This is a genomic window from Indibacter alkaliphilus LW1 (genome assembly GCF_000295935.2).
GTDB lineage: Bacteria > Bacteroidota > Bacteroidia > Cytophagales > Cyclobacteriaceae > Indibacter > Indibacter alkaliphilus.
The window spans coordinates 39,913-60,309 of the sequence record NZ_ALWO02000011.1; the positions used below are offsets into that span (position 1 = coordinate 39,913).

16 protein-coding genes are annotated in these 20,397 nt (G+C 41.1%); 5 read left to right on the plus strand and 11 right to left on the minus strand.

The window, feature by feature from the left end; translation table 11 throughout:
- Positions 1 to 63: 63 nt before the first annotated feature.
- Positions 64 to 3,012, minus strand: a complete 2,949-nt coding sequence (locus A33Q_RS01500; protein ID WP_009034073.1) for a DNA polymerase III subunit alpha — start codon at positions 3,010 to 3,012, stop codon at positions 64 to 66.
- Positions 3,013 to 3,470: 458 nt separating this feature from the next.
- Here A33Q_RS01500 and A33Q_RS01505 point away from each other — a divergent pair, with 458 nt between their 5' ends.
- Positions 3,471 to 4,364, plus strand: a complete 894-nt coding sequence (locus tag A33Q_RS01505; protein ID WP_009034075.1) for a mechanosensitive ion channel family protein — start codon at positions 3,471 to 3,473, stop codon at positions 4,362 to 4,364.
- 90 nt (positions 4,365 to 4,454) lie between these two features.
- Here the strand turns inward: A33Q_RS01505 and A33Q_RS01510 are convergent, their stop codons facing one another.
- From A33Q_RS01510 to polX, 4 genes are all read right to left on the minus strand, one after another.
- Positions 4,455 to 5,186 (minus strand): hypothetical protein, encoded by a 732-nt coding sequence (locus A33Q_RS01510; protein ID WP_040489650.1) that lies wholly within the window; start codon positions 5,184 to 5,186, stop codon positions 4,455 to 4,457.
- 262 nt (positions 5,187 to 5,448) lie between these two features.
- The gene (locus tag A33Q_RS01515; RefSeq protein WP_009034077.1) at positions 5,449 to 6,084 is read right to left on the minus strand and encodes a YiiX/YebB-like N1pC/P60 family cysteine hydrolase; all 636 of its coding nucleotides are present in this window, start codon (positions 6,082 to 6,084) and stop codon (positions 5,449 to 5,451) included.
- Positions 6,085 to 6,093: 9 nt separating this feature from the next.
- A complete protein-coding gene (locus A33Q_RS01520) occupies positions 6,094 to 6,381 on the minus strand; it encodes a hypothetical protein (protein ID WP_009034078.1) in 288 nt (95 codons plus the stop codon).
- A gap of 2 nt (positions 6,382 to 6,383) precedes the next feature.
- Positions 6,384 to 8,045: a DNA polymerase/3'-5' exonuclease PolX gene (polX, locus tag A33Q_RS01525; protein ID WP_016254485.1), complete on the minus strand. Its 1,662-nt coding sequence runs from the start codon at positions 8,043 to 8,045 to the stop codon at positions 6,384 to 6,386.
- A gap of 153 nt (positions 8,046 to 8,198) precedes the next feature.
- Between polX and A33Q_RS01530 the strand changes: the two genes are divergently transcribed.
- From A33Q_RS01530 to A33Q_RS01545, 4 genes are all read left to right on the plus strand, one after another.
- Positions 8,199 to 8,606: an EVE domain-containing protein gene (locus tag A33Q_RS01530; RefSeq protein ID WP_009034080.1), complete on the plus strand. Its 408-nt coding sequence runs from the start codon at positions 8,199 to 8,201 to the stop codon at positions 8,604 to 8,606.
- Positions 8,603 to 10,231 (plus strand): hypothetical protein, encoded by a 1,629-nt coding sequence (locus A33Q_RS01535; protein ID WP_009034081.1) that lies wholly within the window; start codon positions 8,603 to 8,605, stop codon positions 10,229 to 10,231. The genes A33Q_RS01530 and A33Q_RS01535 overlap by 4 nt, the downstream gene beginning before the upstream one ends.
- 109 nt (positions 10,232 to 10,340) lie before the next feature.
- On the plus strand, positions 10,341 to 10,883 hold the full coding sequence (gene pyrR, locus A33Q_RS01540; RefSeq protein WP_009034082.1) for a bifunctional pyr operon transcriptional regulator/uracil phosphoribosyltransferase PyrR: 543 nt from the start codon (positions 10,341 to 10,343) through the stop codon (positions 10,881 to 10,883).
- 8 nt (positions 10,884 to 10,891) lie between these two features.
- Positions 10,892 to 11,815, plus strand: coding sequence for an aspartate carbamoyltransferase catalytic subunit (locus A33Q_RS01545; protein ID WP_009034083.1), 924 nt, complete (start codon positions 10,892 to 10,894; stop codon positions 11,813 to 11,815).
- Between the two features lie 306 nt (positions 11,816 to 12,121).
- Here the strand turns inward: A33Q_RS01545 and hslU are convergent, their stop codons facing one another.
- The 6 genes from hslU to A33Q_RS01575 form a co-directional block, all read right to left on the minus strand.
- Positions 12,122 to 13,528 (minus strand): ATP-dependent protease ATPase subunit HslU, encoded by a 1,407-nt coding sequence (gene hslU / locus A33Q_RS01550; RefSeq protein ID WP_009034084.1) that lies wholly within the window; start codon positions 13,526 to 13,528, stop codon positions 12,122 to 12,124.
- A 16-nt stretch (positions 13,529 to 13,544) separates the two neighbouring features.
- Positions 13,545 to 14,585: a type IX secretion system protein PorQ gene (gene porQ / locus A33Q_RS01555; protein ID WP_235062763.1), complete on the minus strand. Its 1,041-nt coding sequence runs from the start codon at positions 14,583 to 14,585 to the stop codon at positions 13,545 to 13,547.
- A gap of 11 nt (positions 14,586 to 14,596) precedes the next feature.
- Positions 14,597 to 17,086, minus strand: coding sequence for an endopeptidase La (gene lon / locus A33Q_RS01560; RefSeq protein ID WP_040489692.1), 2,490 nt, complete (start codon positions 17,084 to 17,086; stop codon positions 14,597 to 14,599).
- A 208-nt stretch (positions 17,087 to 17,294) separates the two neighbouring features.
- The gene (locus A33Q_RS01565; protein ID WP_009034087.1) at positions 17,295 to 17,630 is read right to left on the minus strand and encodes a hypothetical protein; all 336 of its coding nucleotides are present in this window, start codon (positions 17,628 to 17,630) and stop codon (positions 17,295 to 17,297) included.
- 112 nt (positions 17,631 to 17,742) lie between these two features.
- Positions 17,743 to 19,056 (minus strand): RIP metalloprotease RseP, encoded by a 1,314-nt coding sequence (rseP, locus tag A33Q_RS01570; RefSeq protein WP_009034088.1) that lies wholly within the window; start codon positions 19,054 to 19,056, stop codon positions 17,743 to 17,745.
- Positions 19,056 to 20,222, minus strand: coding sequence for a 1-deoxy-D-xylulose-5-phosphate reductoisomerase (locus tag A33Q_RS01575; RefSeq protein WP_040489694.1), 1,167 nt, complete (start codon positions 20,220 to 20,222; stop codon positions 19,056 to 19,058). Before A33Q_RS01575 ends, rseP begins: the two co-directional genes overlap by 1 nt.
- Positions 20,223 to 20,397: the final 175 nt, after the last annotated feature.

A 20,397-nucleotide genomic window follows, 5' to 3' on the forward strand; every position in this document is an offset into this window, starting at 1 on the left:
TCCCTGTGCAGTCTGAAGACTGCAATATTCACGGTCCAAGTCTGAAGACTTGAACCATCCCCCCTAGTCTGCCGCATTCCAATACGCCATCCTTTCGCAACGCTCCACCTCAATGCTATAAAAATCAAATTCCTGCGTCACCTTGCCTCGAATTAGGTAGATGCCACGGCCCTTAAAGGGGTATTTTTTGACCACAGGAGGGAAATGTACGGTGTCTATCCAGTCTCCCTCCCGGTCGACAAAGGTACCGAAGTTCATCACATCTCCCTTTACCGTACGGGTGTATTTGATCGTGACGAGATAACCGATAATCTGTACTTGTTTGCCCAAGTACTGTTTCAAATCCCTAGCTTTGATACTAGGCACAGTCTGATCCTTGACCAGGTGAAAAGGAGAGTCTAAAGGAAACTCCAGGATATCGATCTGATCTACGACCTCTTGCCTCAGATCAGCCTCCTCAAGCTCAGGGACCTGCAATTCCCGAAATCCGGCCTGTCGGAAGAGCTCGTTGCCTGTAGCTACCGACTTGCGCTTGTTCAGGATAAAGTGCGCCTCCCAAAGCAATTCCTGCTTGCTCTTGCCTGTAAAGCGAAAACAACCAATACGGATCAGAATCAGGACTTGCTCCAAGCTGATGTCTACTCTAGCGATAAAGTCTGACAAGCCCGCAAACAAACCATTGGTTCTCCGCTCGCTGAGTATTTTTTCAATGCTGGCTTTTTCCAGATATTTCAGATGAACAAAACCAAGGTATACAGTCTTCCCCTTGATATTCGTCAGATGATCGCTCTCATTGATGTGCGGAGCCTGGATATCTGCCCCGTTCATGCGGAGTTCGTGGATGTAGAATTCCGTATGGTAAAATCCCCCGAAGTTATTGATCACCCCCACCATAAACTCCAGCGGGAAGTAGGCTTTCAGGTACAGACTCTGATAACTCTCCACTGCAAAGGATGCCGAATGCCCCTTGGCAAAAGAATAGCCCGCAAAACTCTCAATCTGATACCAGACTTCTTTGGTGATTTTCGGGTCTCTTCCCAATTTTTCACAATTCAGAAAAAACTGATCTTTTACCCGCTGGAATTCATCTTTGGAGCGGGACTTCCCGCTCATGCCCCGTCGCAGAATATCCGCTTCCGATAAGCTGAGTTGGGCAAAGTAATGCGCCACCTTAATCACGTCCTCCTGATAGACCATGATGCCATAGGTCTCGGGCATGATGTCCATCATCACGGGATGGGCTTGCTTGCGCCGCTCTTCATTCACATGTCTCAGGATGTATTCCCGCATCATTCCTGAGCGGGCCACTCCAGGACGGATGATAGAGCTAGCGGCAACAAGCTCAAGATACTCGTCCGCTTTCATCTTGGCCAGCAGCATGCGCATGGCTGGAGACTCTACGTAAAAGGCCCCAATGGTGTGTCCTGTTCGGAGCAGTTCCTTGATTTTGGGATCTTTCTTGAATTGCTCTACCTGTCGGATATCCACTTGTACCCCTTGATTCTGATAGATGATCTCTAAGCTGCTTTTGATGTGGCCAAGTCCACGTTGGGATAAAATATCAAACTTATGCAGCCCGATATCCTCCGCCGTATGCATATCAATATGTGCCAGCGGAAATCCCTTCGGAGGCATTTCAGTGGCAGTGTAGTAGTGAATAGGTTTGTGGGAAATCAGTATCCCACAGGCATGAATGGTCAGGTGTGAGGGCATCCCGTGCAGCACCTGGCTGTACTTCAGAATCAGCTTCCCGTATTGGTCGGGAATATGATTGGGCTTGTCGGCATGGTAGATCAGCGATTCGATCTCAGTTTTGGGTAAGCCAAATACTTTTCCCAATTCCCGCAACATGGAATTGGCCTGGAAGGTGCTGTAAGAGCCGAGCAGGGCGACGTGCTCTTGTCCTTCCTTGTTGTACTTTTCGAAAATATACTTGACCACTTCATCCCGATCTGTCCAGCTGAAGTCGATATCGAAGTCTGGCGGATTTTCCCGATACAGGTTGATAAAGCGCTCAAAATACAAATCCAGCTCAATGGGGTCCACGTCCGTGATGCCCAGGCAGTAAGCCACGATGCTATTGGCACCACTGCCACGGCCTACATGGTAGTAATTCCGTTGCTGGGCAAAGCTGACGATATCATAGTTGATCAGAAAGTAGGAGACAAAGCCCTTCTGTTGGATAAGCTCCAGTTCCTTTTCCAGCCTTGTGCTGATTTTCTGCGTAAGATCTGGATAGCGATTGATGGCACCTTTGAAAGTTTCCTGTCTCAGGTAGTCAAAATCCTCCCAGTCTGAGCCTAAGATGTCCCGCTTGTTTTTGACTGCCTGGAAGTAGAAGGAAAACTGGCAAGCTTCCAGCAGACGCTGTGAATTGTACAAGAGATAGCTATGACCTTCGCAGCGCGCTACCATATCCGCATAAGAATAGAGCTGATCACTGATGTCACCTTGCTCCTCAAGTTCAAGCTTGCTGAGTAGCGTATTTTTATCCACAGCCCGCAAGAGGCGATGGGCATTGAAACCTATCTTGGAAGAGAAGCTGACAGGTTGTAGCAGTACCAGCTTGTCCTTGTGCCGATACCAGGGAGATTTGGCCAGACGGTTGAGTTGATAGGGGTGGATACCGATAAATTCATTTTCCCGTAAGGGGAATACTTTTTCCCTAAATGGATACACGACAAAGCTATGTTGAAAAGTAGGAGCTTGAGTGTCAAATTCCAGCCCTTTGGTCCGTCTATGGGAAAGGTGGCGGTTGAGTTCGTAGAAGCCTTCCTGATTTTTGGCCAGCCCTATGTATTGCTGTCGCACACCGTTACGGAAATCTATCCCGATGACCGGGTGAATGCCATTCTTCTGTGCTTCACGGATAAACGGGAACACCCCGGCCACGGAGTTGATATCTGTCAAGGCCAGCGCATCCAGTTTTTTGCTTTTGGCCTCGGAGACCAGTTCTTCGATCGAGAGCGTTCCGTATTTGAAACTGTAGTAAGAGTGGCAATTGATAAACATATACTTGGTAAAATATGCCTCCCCTTGGTCAGGGAAATGATTGGATAGATACTGCGTGATGTAAGCGAAGCGATAGATCTTGGTTTTTTATAAATGTTAATTTCATTAACATTTATGTGTTTATAATTTAAACAAAAAGGATTTCAAAAATCAATGGGAATCGAAAAAATCTTTTTGAGATCAGAAAAACCGAAAATAAATATGTAATTATTCGATTGTAATCGAATAATTACATGTTTCTGTATGAAATTAGATTGATTATGATCAAGAGAGTTGTGGCAGAAAGGGGGAACAATCGATGCTTTTGAAGCCAAATGGAACCCCAAAAGGAGGGCTTCACTTCCCAAGAGTTTCTTAGAAGCATATCCCGGTACAGTGCACCAAGTCATCAGTACGGAAAACTACATGAACTTTCTTTTGTGATTAACCAAAAGTACGTTTAGCTTTACTTTTGACCTATGGAAAACTGGATAGACTCACTCAATGAAATTGTGGCCTATGAAGTCAGGTGGAATATTTTCAAAACCATCCTGATCATTCTTGTACTATGGCTGATCAAAAAAGGGGCATATCAACTGATCGGCATCGGAGAAGATGCTGACCTAAAGAAAGTGTACCATTGGAGAAAAACCGTTCAGTACACTTTGGTTTTCATTGGGCTTTTGCTTGTCGGTAACATCTGGATCAGTAACTTCCAATCGATCACTACCTTTTTGGGCTTGTTATCTGCCGGCATTGCAATCGCCCTGAAGGATATTTTTGTCAATATAGCCGGATGGCTCTTTATTTACTGGAGGAAGCCATTTGATGTAGGAGACCGAATACAGATTGGCGATCATAAAGGAGATGTGGTCGATCTCCGATTATTTCAGTTTTCACTTTTAGAGGTTGGCAACTGGGTAGATGCAGACCAAAGTACCGGAAGAATTGTCCATGTCCCCAATGGCAAGGTATTTTCAGATGCTCAGGCAAATTATAGTCAGGGCTTTGATTATATCTGGAACGAGCAACAGCTTTATATCAGCCTTGATTCAAATCATAAAAAAGCTCAGCTGATACTTAAAAATATCATGACTGAATACTGCCAGAGCGACTTCAAAAATATCGAGCGAGCAATTATGAAGGCACATAAAGAGCATTTCATTTCTTTTAGCCAATACACACCAACTGTCTACATTAAAATACTCGAAAGAGGTATTCAACTCTCCATGAGGTACCTTTGTCACCCCCGAAAAAGACGCGTTTTGGAGCACCAGGTCACCGAATCTATTTTGGAAAAATTCAAAACAGAAAAAGACATCAGAATAGTCTACCCGATCACTTCTGTATATATGGAAAAAGGACTGGAATAAAAAAGCCCCCGAAACCGAAGTTCCTGGGGGCCCCGTCGAGGGAAGTATTTACCCTCATTCTAAAAACAGCATTCTCTTCAAATCAAAAGCTTAATGATCATCTTCCTGTGCATGCTGACAACTTACATTTGGGTTGAATGGGAAGTACATTCCTGAAGGATTTGCCTTCCATATCCATACGTGCAATTGGTAATGTGGCATAGGAGGACCTCCACGGTCTGGCTGGAACATCATTATGGGATCATCGTTATCATCCAACAAAGGTTCGCCAAACTCATCAAGTACCTGAATCATTTTCCCCCAACGGTGATTATCAAAAGGAACATCACCTAAAGTAGGAGGCTCCAGTTCATCAATATCCCCTTCAAAAAGCGGGCTTGAGGGAATGATGTACTCTACTCCTACCAGTTTCAACTTACCGTTTTTCAAAGGCTCATAAAGCAAAACTGTTGGCTTAAGCGGGTCATACCCTTCCTCCAATAACTTCAAATTTACAGCATGATGCCCCATACCTCCCAATTGTGGATACTCCACACAATGGTCAAGCATATATTTATCTGCTACGGCAGCGTCAAAGTCATGATATTTGACTGTAGCTTGCCGGATTTGGGCAATCAATCTGTTTTGATTTGAAGGGTTTTGCCTCAAAAACGCTGCGATTTCATCGTTTTCCAAGAGGAAAACACCATCAATTAATTCTTCAGGACTTTCTGAAAGCCCTGGAGTCTGTTCGTCAATTTTTTCAGTCATACAAGCTGACCATATAAACATCACCCCAGTCAGGGCAATGTATTTTAAGGTTTCATTCATTAGTTTTCTCATGGTTCTGGTAATTGAATTATTTTTTTAATGAAAAATCTCAAATTCACTGCTCTAGGCAGTATTTAATGTCCCATATTTTAGTCAGGGAACATACCGAATACTAAAACCCATTTTCTCTCAACAGGAACAATCAATTACATGAGGCCACATGCGTTATCAGATTTCAGGTTTTCAAATCCCTGAAATTTGATCATCTAAAATTGAAGAATGCACGCTTGATATACTTCACCCTTAAGGGTGATTTTGATAAAAAACAAAAAAATCAATAGATATCCATCATAGTTAAAATAGGCTCAAGGGACATCCCTCCCGGGTTTAACCCCAACTCTCCTTCAGGAACATCGATACCCAATTCTTTAAAATAGTTTTCCCAAATAGGAAATATCTTTCCTGTATCAGGATCTCTATAAGTCATGGGCTGAGGCAGGAAGAGATCCTCACCCCCATTAGCTTTTTTGAATGCAAAATGAATTAACTCCGAACAATAATAAGCATCATTTTCAAAATTGAATGCATGATCATAGGGCTTGGCTAATTTGCTTTTAGCTTCTTCGATGGCATCCGGAATTAAGTACCTATAAGCATCATTCAATCTGCCAACCATAACTTTTGGCCTTCCATCTTCATCCAAATACCGACTCAGAAAATCTTCAAGCGGCGTTTGACTTACTCCCTTTCCGATAGCTTCAAGTACATACCATTTACCAGAATTACTCATCAATAATCCATTGTGGGAAAAATCTTTGCCCTCATACCCTTGTGTTACTTTGCGGATCGCCTCACAGAAATCTCCACAATCCCCATCTTGAAAAAGGATATCCCCCTCCTGCCATTCAAAATCAACTTGAGCAGTAGAATTAAAATAAATTAGAAATAAAAATAATATAAGCCTGCACATTTCTAAAAATTAAATAACCATAAAGAAGAAAATCAAAGCCACTCCAAGTACCAATATCATTTTTTTGGCTTTCTCCTTTGCCTTATCACTAATCTTTCTTTTCCTTAAAACAAGTACAGCTATACTCAACCCAAAAAATTGCAAGGCAATGCCAACTCCATTTAACGGCCCCATTGGAGCGTTCAATAAACTCAAATTGATATTGACCAAAGCCAAAAGACACAATACTATTCCTGTAATCCCAAAAAGAAAGGAACGCTGCAAAAGCAGCTCCTCATTCTTATCCATCCAATTCATCCTTATTTGATTTTGCTTTTTCTTTGCTCAAAATATTTCTCCACACTTTTCAAATCCAAAGCGTTGAATGTCATTTCTTTGGTAAGCCCACCTTTGCGACCTACAATGACCCCATACTTCATATCCGCATATCCCTCCATTTCATGGGCGTCAGGATTCAGTGACAACATCACTCCTTTTTCCAAAGCATATTGGATCCATCTCCAATCCAGATCCAGTCTCCATGGGTTCGAATTGATTTCAATCACGACTTTATTTGCCGCACATGCATCAATAATAGCCTTATGATCTACTGGATAGCCTTCCCTTCTCAACAAAAGCCTACCAGTTGGGTGTCCCAATATAGTCGTGTATGGATTTTCAATTGCCTTGAGTAATCTTGCCGTAGCCTTTTTCCTATCCATACTCAAGCCCGAATGGATAGAGGAAACAATAAAATCAAAACTTCCCAATACATCATCTGGGTAATCCAAGCTTCCATCAGTAAGGATATCACTTTCTATTCCTTTGAATATCTTAAACGGAGCCAATTCCTTGTTCAAGTCTTCGATTTCTTTATGCTGCTTTTCTACTTTTTCAATATCCAGACCGCCTGCATAAGACGCTGTCCTACTATGATCCGAAATACCTAGATATTCATATCCCATTTCTTTACAAAATTCTGCCATCTGGCGAAGGCTATGCTTACCGTCACTGTATGTAGAGTGATTGTGAAGGATTCCCTTAAGATCTTTTTCATTTACAAGTTTTGAAATACCACCATCCTTTGCTAAGTCGAATTCGATATAACCTTCCCTCAACTCTTCAGGAATCCAAGGCAGTCCTGCCATTTCGTAAATATTCTCCTCTGAATCCAACACTTCAGTTTCTCTGACCATGGCTGCCAGTGTTTTATTTTCCATTGCAGGATATAGCAAATGTGCTTTGCTACCAGTTCTTAGAAATTTCTCAGTCACGAAACCATTCTCTTCGCAAAAATGAATAATCAATTGTATTTCAGGATCTTTGAGTTTCCCTCTCCATTTAAATGGGCTGGATTTTTTATCGTCTTTTTGCAAGGAATCATTCTCACTTAAAGACTGAAATACCCTTGACCTCTCCTTGGTAGCTACCAGCCACTCTACGCTCTCTATAACCTCCATTTTTCGGGCAAACTCTCCAACTGTAGTTACATTTCCCACCCCTTCGATTTTTGCCAGATCCTGACCTAACATCTTAATACATTCTTCTATATCAGCATAAAGCCACTTGCCCATGTTAGATGCCCTGAACTCCAGTGCTTGGATAATACTCTCTTGTGTTTTTTCACCAAAGCCCTTTATTTTGGCAACTTGTCCGGCCTGACATGCCTCAAATAGCTCATGTGTAGAAGTTATATCCATTTCTTCCCAAAGCACCTTCACTTTTTTTGGCCCCAAGCCCTTGATTTCTAAAATTTCCAAAATCCCCATAGGTGTTTTGGCCAGAAGTTCATCCAAGTATGGGCTCGTCCCAGTGCTGTAAAATGAAAAAATCACCTCTGCGATACTTTTTCCTACTCCACTGATTTTTTGCAGTTCCTCAGGACTCTTATTTTCTATTGAAACATCCTCTCCTCTGTCAATTGCATTGACAGCAGATTGGTAACTTCTGATCTTAAATGTATTCTCATCATGTAGCTCCATAAGTTTGATGATGAGCTTGAGTTGGCGTAAAATATTTTTTTGATCCAAAACTTAAATGAAGTTGGTTAGAGATAAGGACAAATGTCACGAATAATTGTTTCAATTTAAAATCTTAAAAACTAACTTAAGCCAGACATATATAAATCAAGAGATATGAACTATTGGTTAGTAAAATCCGAACCCGGGGAATACAGTTATCAGGACCTTGAAAATGACAAGGATATAGTGTGGGATGGAATCAGAAATTATCAAGCCCGTAATTACCTGAAAGAAATGAAAGTGGGTGATCAGGTGTTGTATTACCATTCAGGGAAAGACAAAGCAATAGTCGGCCTGGCAGAAGTCAGCGAAGAGGCTTTCCCAGACAAAAATGACAAAGAAAACAAGGGCTGGGTTGCTGTCAGATTAGCTGCAAAAAAAGCTTTCGATCAAAGTTTAAATCTCGAACAAATCAAAAATGACCCTAAGCTGACCGAGCTCCCACTCTTAAAGCAATCAAGGTTGTCAGTGATGCCTATTGAAAAATCGGCTTTTGACCATATCATCAAATCAATTTCATGAAGTCTATTCTTGTTTTCGCTTTTATGTTTTCGCTTTCCATCTCTGGCCAAGCACAAGTTATGTTTGTCGAAAGGTTTGAGTATGAAACCAAATACACTGAAAATGACTTCATGATCATGAACAGGCCAGGAGGATTGATAGCATTTCGGACTCAACCAGAAAAGGGATTCAACCTAAGGTCAAGACTTCAATTTTTCCTAACAGATTATCAACTGGAATCTGATAAGTTTTCTGAAATACGAATCCGGGATAGCTTTGAATTAACGGGTTATGATATGGAAGGAGATTACTTTTATGTGTTGTTTCAGAAGGGGAGTAGTGCGAATTCAGAAAGATATATCGTTGAAATAAACCTCCAGACTGAGGAAACCAAGGAGATCTCACTGGAATATATTCATGCCATGGACATGCAGGAATTTTTTGTTCTTAATAGAAAAGCTGTTTTTTTGGGAATTTCGGAAATGAGACCGCTTGTTCAGATTTTCAACATGGAAGACAATGATGTATTCACTGTGCAAGGTGTCTATTCCAAAGACACCAATGTGCTTCAAATGCGAAAAGACAGTGAACTGGGCTTGATTGACCTCTTGGTCAGCAAACGAGACAGGCTGAAAATCAAACAAATGTCTGTATTAAGTTTTGATGAATATGGAAGTAAAATTAGGGAGATCAATCTGGAAAACCCAAACCCCCGTGAAAACGAATTTACCGAAGGCATACTTAGTCCTTTTTATAATTATCAACAAAACGTTATTGGCACTTATGGTCGAAAAAGAAGGGAAGCCTATCTAGGTATATATATTGCAGACATCAATGAGTTTGGAGAATACGATATCAATTACTACACTTTGGAGGATTTTCCAAATTTCTACAACTACCTGAGCGAAAGACATAGGGAGAGAAAACTAAAACAACTGGAAAGAAGGATCAAAAGAGAAAAAGACCCTGTTATTTCCGACATATTTACCACTAGAGAGATCATTCCATTTCGGGACGGTTTTTTGATCTATAATGATCATTTCAATGCAACAAACACCAGATATATCCCCAGAGACGGGGTATATGCCAATGATGCATATAGGTTCTATCCAAGGGGCTCCTTTTTTCAAGGACCGGGTCTAGGTTTTCATTCAAGAAATCCCATGCTCAACTCCAATAGAGATCCTTACAATTCATTGGCCTGGCAACAAAACGGATCTTACAAATTCCTGTCTTCTTACTTTATCTTTATCAATCGGGAAGGTCAGGTGATATGGGATAATGCTTTCAGCTTGGCTAATAAAAACAGGTTTTCTCCGGGGAAATTTGGAGAAGTGGCTTTTGATGGGGAGAAACTGCACTACATGTATCTAGAGGGAAACTTACTTCACCTGAGCTATATGAAAAACGGTGAAGTGGTCTTCGAAAATCAAGAATTTGAAATTGAACTGATCAATGATAATGAAAGAATACGGGACACCAGAGAATCCAGCCTAAGTTTGAGTTGGTGGTATTCTGATTATTATCTTCTATCAGGCAAGCAGCGGATCCGGTTTTTAAATGACCAAGGAAAGGAGGAAAACAGAGATGTGTTTTTTTTGACCAAAATCAAGGTAGACGGAGATCTTTTTGTACCTGAAGAATAAAGCTTTCTGCTTTTTTTATACAAATATTTTTTCACTGAATCTTTGAGGGAATATCCAGCTTACTTCCTACTTCTTCAATTATGTTTATATTTGCATTCAAAGCAAAGCCATGCAAAAAAGACTTGTTCTGGATCAACAACAAATAGCCATCATCCTCAAGCGCTTTTGTCATCAGTTGATCGAAAATCATGACAACTTCGACAACACTGTATTTTTAGGCTTACAGCCCAGAGGTCCTATCGTATTGGACAAAATCGTAGGGTTGATTGAAGAAATAGCCGGACAGAAAGTTCCATTTGGATATTTGGACGCGACTTTCCATAGGGATGATTTCCGAAGAAGAGATTTACCGCTCAAAGCCAACGAAACAAAAATTGAATTTTTGATTGAGGGGAAAAAAGTCATTCTTATAGATGATGTACTTTATAAAGGCAGATCAGTAAGGGCAGCTCTTGACGCCATGATTGCTTTTGGAAGACCCCTGAAAGTAGAGCTTATGGTTTTGGTAGACAGAAAATACACCAGAGATTACCCCATTATGCCGGATTACTACGGAGTAAAGGTAAATACCTTGGAAAGCCAATATGTTTCCGTAGAATGGACAAAAAACGGATTTGACAAAGACGCCATTTGGATTACTGAAAAAGCATAAAGCCAACCATGTCACAACTCAGCAGCAGACACCTTTTAGGAATCAAAGACATAACTTCAGACGATATTCAGCTTATCTTTGAGACTGCTGATAACTTCAAAGAAGTCCTCAACAGACCTATCAAAAAAGTACCATCCCTCAGAGATATTACAATTGCCAATATATTTTTCGAAAACTCCACCAGAACAAAGCTTTCCTTTGAATTGGCAGAAAAAAGACTTTCTGCTGACGTGGTGAATTTTTCTTCCAGTAACAGTTCTGTGAAAAAAGGTGAGACATTAATAGACACTGTCAACAACATCCTCTCAATGAAAGTGGACATGGTCGTGATGAGACACAGCAGTCCTGGTGCTCCTCATTTTTTATCCAGAAATATCAAAGCCAATATAGTCAATGCCGGTGACGGCACCCATGAGCACCCCACTCAAGCACTTCTCGATGCATTTTCAATCAGAGAAAAACTAGGAGATGTAGCAGGTAAAAAAGTGGCCATTATTGGAGACATTTTACATTCCAGGGTAGCCCTTTCCAATATTTTCTGCCTTCAAAAACTAGGAGCTGAAGTGATGGTTTGCGGACCTGTCACCTTGTTGCCAAAACATATAGATTCTTTGGGGGTGATAGTGGAACACGATGTGCAATGTGCCCTGGCATGGTGTGATGTCGCCAATATCCTGAGGATACAGCTGGAAAGACAACAGATTAAATATTTCCCTTCATTGCGGGAATACTCTCTTTACTATGGTGTCAATAAAAAGATGCTTGATACGCTGGATAAAGAGATTGTGATCATGCATCCAGGCCCTATCAATAGAGGAGTAGAATTAAATTCAGATGTTGCTGATTCAGAGCATTCGATCATCCTCCACCAGGTAGAAAATGGTGTAGCCATTCGCATGGCAGTACTTTATCTGCTCGCAGGAGTCCGTTAAGTAAAAAAAGAGAGGCTGGCTCATAAATTGATCTTCAGATTTATTAACCAAGCAAAATTCTGTTTAAGAGTCAATCCCTTTGTGGCTTTGTGGCTAAAAATGCCACGAAGGCTCTAAGACACAAAGTTTCACTGATTACAAACCAAATAAAATTTTGCTATTTTTTTTTAAACCATTGCCTTATGAACCAGCCTCTTCTTGATTTTAAAGAATTTACCCGTGTTTCAGAACCAATATCCGTGAATATCGGAACATACTAAAACAAAATTTTTAATGATTACTGATGTCATTACTTATATACATACTTTATAAAATATATTGAGAAAGGTCTCGGTTTTTGACTAAAGTACTTAGTCTTTCCTGAACCATTTCTTTAGTAATCATGATTTTTGAATTAGCCTCTATTGTATCCGGTACATCAAACAGGAAATCATTGAGCAAATGACTGACTACTGTATGTAATCTTCTGGCTCCTATATTTTCAACTTCCTCATTGATTTTAAAGGCAAGGTTTGCAATTTCTCTTATAGACTCCTCATTGAATTCAAGATAAACCTGCTCCGCTTCAAAAAGCGCCTGATATTGTTTGGTCAGGGCATTTTTGGGTTCTTTCAGAATTCTATAAAAATCATCCTCAGTAAGACTGCTCAATTCTACGCGAATAGGAAATCTTCCCTGTAGCTCAGGGATCAAATCAGAAGGCTTACTGACGTGGAATGCTCCTGCTGCTATGAACAGAACATGGTCAGTATTAATAATACCGTATTTGGTATTTACGGCGCTTCCTTCCACAATAGGCAATAAGTCCCTTTGAACTCCTTCCCTACTCACATCAGGGCCACCTCCACCTTTTCCGCTTTTGGAAGCGATTTTATCTACTTCATCTATAAAAATAATCCCATTATTTTCCGCCAACTTCAAGGCCTCTTCTTTTACCTCATCGAAATCGATTAATTTGGAAGTTTCTTCCTCCATCAATACTTTTCTCGCCTCAGCAATGGTCAGTTTTCTTTTTTTGGTCTTTTTGGGCATCATACCGGAAATCATGTCCTGAATACCGGCCATGGCCGCATCGTCCATCATCCCGTTTCCTATCATGCCCACACCTACCGGAGGACTTTGCTTTACATTGATCTCTATTTTTCTATCTTCAAGCTCTCCGTTCTTGAGTTTTTCTCTAAAACGCTCCCTGGTTCTTTCATTCAGCTCATCTTCAGAAGCATCATCCGGGTTGAAGTCCCCTGAGCTTTGTCCAGGGCTTGTCCTCAAAAACCCAGGTGATTTGACTGGTGGGATTAAAATATCAAGAATCGCCTCTTCCACTGCCTCAGCGGCTTTTTCCTTTACTTGCTCATTTTTTTGCTCTCGAACCAAATGAACTGCCTGCTCTACCAAATCTCTCACCATACTTTCCACATCTCTTCCTACATAGCCAACCTCGGTAAATTTGGACGCCTCCACTTTTGTAAATGGCGCATTGGCGATTTTTGCCAATCTTCTGGCAATTTCAGTTTTCCCCACACCTGTGGATCCAATCATCAGAATGTTATTTGGCACAATATCCTTTTGGATATCAGTTTTCACATTCATCCTTCTGATCCGATTTCTGAGCGCTATGGCTACATTTCTTTTGGCATCATTCTGCCCAATGATGTATTTATCCAATTCGGCTACAATTTGCCTTGGTGTTAAATGATTGATGTCGTTTCTCATAAATTTAGTATAACGATTAAAACGTTCTCCACTCGTTGATTCCTGTGGTAATTCCAAACACATTGGAACCTCCCGGTATATTGTAAAACATCCTTGCGTAGGATAGTTCGAATTTTCTAACTTTAAATGCAAAGCCCCCTGAAAAGCCTCCAAATCCAGCACCTGAAGCAGTTTCAAATTCCTTTCTGATGAGATGATTATAGCCCAACCTAAGCGACAAACTCTCATGAGGTAGTACCTCTACACCAACAACTACTCTACGAAAAATTCTATCCATAGAGCTGAGTTCCAAAGCTGACCTTGCAGGGTTGGGAATAAAGAAATCCACTTCTCTTTGCTGTAGATTTCTCAAACTCATATGAAATCGCATTGGCGCGTATTCAGGTTTGAAGCTCCCTCCTAATCTTAAATCAGACGGCAATTGCAGTCTCTGACCTTCCATATAGGACCTCAAGCCAAAACCTATGTTACGGGCATTTATACCCAGCACTAAATCCATCTCGGGATGATGATAATTAACTCCAAAATCAAAAATCAGAGCATAAGCCTGATAGGCTTCCAATACTGAACCTAATAGTTTGGCATTAGCCCCGTAGCGAAAGACCTCTGTTCCTTGGCTATAACCCAAAACCAAAGCAAATTCATTGGCCCCGAACTCTCCGGTCGGCATTCCTATAGCGTCAAAACCATCGAAACGACCATAATCCATATATTGAAGGCCAATACCCCAAACCCCTCTGGATTTTCCCGAAAATGAATAGGCAACTGAAGCTGCATGTATTCCGCCTGGGAAATTCAAGTAATGAAATGCTGGTCTATCGGTTGAAGAAGTGTCAAGTAAGGCCGGACTGGAAAGGAACATCAGGGGGTCGTTTCCCCCTGTTATATTAACCCCTCCCAGAGATGCTAGTTTTGTCTGGGTAGGGTTATCTATGAAATTGAATGCTGAAAATGAAGCCTGTGCGAATAACGAACCATTAATGACCATGACTACCCCCAAACTTACAGTTAGAGAAAAACATAGACTAAAGGTTCTAAATCCGGCAGTTCCCTTCAATTGATTCGGGATTAATTCATATTGGTTTGTATCTGCTCACTCTTTGGAAAAGAAAAAAGCATAGGTTTGTCAACTTTGGTCTTAAGCAGTGCAAAGTCCAAAACCTCTTCTACTTTATCCACAAAGTGGAAATTGACTCCTTTCAGGTATTCTTCGTCTATTTCCTCAATATCCCGTTTATTTTTTTCGCAGAGTATGATCTCTTTCAGACCGGCACGTTTGGCTGCCAGGATTTTCTCTTTGATGCCACCTACAGGCATTACCTTGCCTCTAAGGGTGATTTCTCCGGTCATCGCCACTTTAGCTTTTACTTTTCTTTGAGTAAATAAGGATGCCATAGCTGTCAACATGGTGATACCCGCTGAAGGACCGTCTTTAGGCACTGCTCCTGCTGGCACGTGAACGTGCAGATCATAATGATCAAATATCCTATAATCAATCTCCAGCTCATCGGCTTTTGATTTCAGATACGAAAGTGCGGTCATCGCTGATTCCTTCATCACATCTCCCAGCTGTCCTGATAGTGTTAATTTACCTTTACCTCTACTCAAAGACGTTTCAATAAATAGGATTTCACCACCTACAGAGGTCCAGGCAAGTCCTGTCACTACTCCAGCTACACTATTGTCCTGGTAGATTTCTTTATCGAAGATTTCTCCTCCGAGGATTTTTCTTACAGTCTGGGCAGTGATTTTTTTACTGTACTCTTCTTCCATGGCAATGGATTTGGCCACATTCCTGATCACTTTCCCGATTGCTCTTTCCAAACTTCTTACACCAGACTCTCTTGTATAGTGTTCGATAATTTTGACCAAAGCAGCTCTGTCAAAGCTGACGTCTTTAGCCTTAAGTCCATGCTCTTTTCTTTGCTTAGGTACAAGATGCTTTTTGGCTATCTCTAACTTTTCCTCCATGGTATAGCCAGTAACCTCTATGATTTCCATCCTGTCTCTCAAGGCTGGTTGTATGGAGTCCAGTGAATTGGCGGTTGCGATGAATAGCACTTTTGAAAGGTCATATTCTACCTCCAGGTAATTGTCCACAAAGGTGCTGTTTTGCTCAGGATCAAGCACTTCCAAAAATGCAGATGAAGGATCGCCTCTGAAATCAGAACTCAATTTATCAATTTCATCCAACACATAAACGGGGTTGGAAGTCTTGATTTTTTTCATATTCTGAATGATCTTACCTGGCATCGCCCCAACATACGTTTTCCTATGCCCACGGATTTCTGCCTCATCATGCACGCCTCCCAGAGACATCCTGACATATTTTCTTCCCAATGCCTTTGCTATAGACTTACCTAGAGAAGTCTTACCTACTCCAGGAGGGCCATATAGGCAAAGTATAGGACCTTTCAGATCATTCTTAAGTTTGAGGACCGCTAGATATTCTATAATCCTTTCCTTTACTTTCTCAAGACCGTGATGGTCTTTGTCCAAAATAGTTTTGGCTCTTTTGAGGTCAAAATTATCAACAGTCAGTTCGTTCCAAGGCAATTCCACTAAAGTTTCAGCATAATTGAGAGCAATTGGATATTCCGCAGCCGAAGGGTTGATTCTTAGGATTTTATCCAACTCCTTGTTAAAATGCTTTGCCACTTCGGCAGGCCACTTCTTCTTCATCCCTTTGGCACGCAGTTCTTCAACTTCTTTTTCCGGACCTTCTTCACCCAATTCAGTCTGAAGGACTTTCATCTGCTGCCGGAGAAAGTAATCTCTTTGTTGCTGATCAATATCGGTATGTACCTTCTTCTGAATTTCAGACTTAAGTTCCAACATTTGGATATCTTTCATCATAAACTCCAGAAGCAAAGTTGCCCTTTCTATTCCATCATTGATTTCCAAAAGCTTCTGCTTAGCTTCCACAGGCGCATTGATATTGGAGGAAAGGAAATGCGTCAGGAAGGGAGTGCTGTCTATGTTGTCCAGCGCAACTTGTGCCTCCCTTGGAATTTCGGGATTCAAATGTAAAATCTTAGCAGCGGCATCTTTCAAGGACTCCTCTAGAGCCTTTATTTTCCTGTTATTTTTAGGGAAAGTTTCTTCCAAATACTCTACTTTAGCCACGAAGTAGGGATCTTCACTGATGGGATCAGTGATCTGAAACCTCTTTTTACCTTGAATAATGATAGTGGTATTTCCATCCGGCAAGACAATCATTTTGATGATTTTTGCCACAGTACCTACATGATAAATATCTTCCCAAGAAGGATCATCATTTTGAGGATTGACCTGGGCACAGACCCCGATCATCTTATCACCCTTTTGGGCTTTTTTGACCAATCGAATAGAACGCTGACGACCTACAGTAATAGGTATCACCACACCAGGAAACAATACTGTATTACGGACTGATAAAATCGGTATCTCATCGGAAAAAACTTCCTTTTGACCTGAATTTTCCTCCTCATCATCTGTAATGAGCTGAATCAGATCTCCCTCTCCTGCAAACTCCCCTACCATAAGCGATTGATATAAGTTATTTTCAAATTTGTTCATAAAGGACAATATGACAGTATAGCTGTCACAATTTGTGTAAAATAAAGAAGAACCCTCAAAATACGAAGGTTCTCCCATTAAATTCAATGTATATGCCATAAACTGAAAACTTACAAAATGGCAGGGAAATGATTTATAAACAAGATTAACATTTCACAGGAAAAGATTATGTGAAAACAACAAGCCACACCTTGATGGTCCAAGGACTTTAAAAGAACTCAGGATCAAACTCCGAAATAGAATAGTCTCCGTTATAAATATACATCCGCCCCCCGATTCCTACAGACTGCAAAGGATGGAATTCCCGGTTGAGTGTATATCCATTTACAAAATCATGTAAGATTGATTGGAAATTATTCAAGTTTATACTTCTCAGTCCATCATGGTAAATGGCAAAGACCGTATCTCCAATCATAAAGACTTCGTTTGAGGTTACAGTATTCGAAAAATCAAGATCTCTCAGCTTTCTCCATTTCTGGCTTTTTTCATCAAATTCAAATAGAGCGGTAGGGGATCCGAAATCTACCGCCTTTCCGAGCTTCATTACTAGGAAAGTAAAACAATGGTAACGGAAAAATTAAATAAAAAAAATATGGGTAAAGCCACTACAGCCTACCCATATATAACTTACTGAAATACAGTCACTAAATTTTCATTCAACCCGTAAAAATTTTCAAAATATCATTACCAATGGCAAATACCATCAGTGCCAGCAACAGTACCATTCCGACTTTTTGGGCATTTTCCAGAAAACGATCCGAAGGTGCCTGACCGGATATCATTTCATAAAGCAGGAATATAACATGACCTCCATCCAACGCCGGAATCGGCAGTAGGTTCATAAACGCCAAAATCATGGAAATCAGACCCGTGATACTCCAAAACTTCACCCAATCCCATCTACTGCCATAAATTTTTGCCATACCGATTGGACCGCTGACATTTTTGGCAGATACTTCTCCAGTAAACATCTTTCCTAGCGCTTTGGCATTGACAATTACAACCCCGAAAGCCCTTTCAGTTCCTTTGACAATAGATTCTCCAACAGTAAATCTTTGTGTTACAAACTCTAAGTTTTGATTGACAAAACCAATGGTACCTTCCTCGGATACCTGAATATTTTTATTCAGCTCTTCCCCATTTCTACTGACCGTAAAAGAAGCCTCCTGACCCTTGAAATCAGCCAAGGTCTTTTGAAGTTCGTCGATGTAACCTACGCTTTTGCCATTGACCGAAAGGATTTTATCTCCAGACTGCAAGCCTGCTTGCTCTGCAGGGCTTTGAGGTGCCACCTCATAAATATTGATGGGATGTCTGATATCAATAAACTGGCTCATGCTCTGTTCATCAGAGAAGGAGTTGATGAATCCTCTTGGAATTTCCAATTGCAAAGTCTCATCTCCACGCTGCACGGTGTAATAACCCCCACTGCTCAACAACGCTTCTCCTCCACTCAATTCCCCGAGAGATTTATAAGGCTGACCATTAATATCCAAGATCCTGTCCCCGTCTTGAAAGCCAATCATTTTTCCGATATCATAAGCCACGATTCCATGCTCTACCACCTGATCTCTGGAATAGTAGGTTTCGCCTTTTTGATAGACCAATACCACAAAAATCACAATGCCTGTAATGACATTGACAATGATTCCGCCAAGCATAACAATTAAACGCTGCCACGCTGGCTTTGCTCTGAATTCATAGGGCTTTGGTTCACTGGAGAGCTGCTCTGTGTCCATAGATTCATCCACCATACCGGAGATTTTCACAAAACCGCCCAAGGGAATAGCTCCTATAGAATATTCTGTTTCTCCCCACTTGAAACCGGCAATTTTTGGTGGAAATCCAATTGAAAACTTTTCTACCCTCATGCCAAACATCTTGGCTGTGAGTAAGTGGCCCAGCTCATGCAAGCCGACCAATATTGATAATCCCAGAAGTAGCTGGGCCACCATGATTAATGTATCCATTATACTTTACTCTTTATTAATTGCTGTGTAATAATTCTGGACTGTTTGTCTGTCTCTTTGTATTCTTCCAAAGAAGGTTGTTTGATAAAGGTAGCTTTCTCCAAGGTTTCCCCGATCAGATCGGACATTTCCAAAAAGCCAACTTCATCATTCAAAAATGCTGCCACGGCGACTTCATTGGCGGCATTGAGAATACATGGAGCATTGCCTCCTTTTTCCAGTGCATGATAAGCTAACTTTAGGTTTCTGAAAGTCTCTGCATCCGGCTGCTCAAAGGTCAGGTTAGGATATCTGGCAAAGTCAAACCTCGGGAAATCAGCTTTTAGTCTTTCAGGATAGCTCAAAGCAAACTGAATAGGGATACGCATATCCGGTAAGCCAAGTTGTGCTTTGATAGAACCATCTTCAAACTGAACCAAAGAATGTATGATCGATTGCGGGTGGACTACTACTTCAATCTGATCCTTTTCTACTGCAAAAAGCCATTTTGCCTCTATCACCTCCAGTCCCTTATTCATCAATGAAGCAGAATCAATGGTTATCTTGGCACCCATATCCCAATTGGGATGTTTGAGTGCCTGCTCTTTAGTGACATGCTCTAAGAAGGACTTGGATTTACCTCTGAATGGCCCACCGGAAGCAGTCAGAATAAGCTTTTCTATAGGGTTATGAAACTCTCCCACCAGACATTGAAAAATGGCTGAATGTTCAGAATCAACGGGGTAAATATTCACACCTTTATTCTTGGCCAAAGTTGTGATAAGCTCACCGGCAACTACCAAAGTTTCCTTATTTGCTAGAGCGATCTGTTTTCCCGATTCAATAGCATGAATGGTGGGCAAAAGTCCTGAATATCCTACCAAAGCAGTCAAAACAACGTCTATAGTATCCATTTCCACCACTTGTGCCAAAGCATTTTCACCTGCATAGACTTTAATATCCAAGGGCAGAAGGGCTTCTTTAACTTTCTCATAAAGCAGCTCGTTTGCAATGACGACACAATTGGGTCTGAATTCAAGCGCTTGCTGAATTAGTAAATCTGCGTTGTTTTGGGCAGTGAGCACCTCTACTACAAACTTTTCCTGATGTGACCTGATCACTTCCAAGGTTTGAGTTCCGATGCTCCCAGTCGAGCCTAAGATAGCTACGTGTGTTTTTTCTGACATGAAATCAATTTTGAACCAGACACCAAAAAGGCCCGGCATTTTCAATCTGACAAAATTACAAGGTTCATGGAGTTTTCCTGCTTATTTTTCCGTCTTTTTGAAATAGGGTAGATTTGGTATATTAATAGATGTTAAAACTAAGCTTTTGGCAAGGTAAAGGAATTAACCTCAAACA